Source organism: Pseudoflavonifractor capillosus (assembly GCF_016899775.1).
Taxonomy (GTDB): domain Bacteria; phylum Bacillota; class Clostridia; order Oscillospirales; family Oscillospiraceae; genus Lawsonibacter.
The window spans coordinates 1-280 of the sequence record NZ_JACJJE010000185.1 but is presented as its reverse complement, the minus strand read 5'-3'; the positions used below and the strand labels follow the sequence as shown (position 1 = coordinate 280).

Sequence of the window (280 nt, the reverse complement as noted above, 5' to 3'; positions counted from 1 at the left end):
GGTCATAGCCGCCACTTCGAACCGATTCCGGACACATGGGTGAAGATGCGTGACATCCTACTGTTCTGGTCTGCCAAAGGCATTGACGGATTCCGCTGTGATATGGCAGAAATGGTTCCTGTAGAATTCTGGGGATGGGTGATTCCGCAAATCAAAGCTGAACATCCGAAACTGATCTTTATCGCCGAGGTCTATAATCCGGGAGAATACAGAAATTATCTGTTCAATGGCAAATTCGACTATTTATATGACAAAGTAGGTCTGTATGATACACTACGTG

At 45.4% G+C, this 280-nt stretch carries 1 pseudogene; it reads left to right on the top strand.

What is annotated here, in order from left to right:
• Window positions 1–280 (top strand): annotated as a pseudogene (locus H6B31_RS16940) (hypothetical protein); the annotation flags it as partial.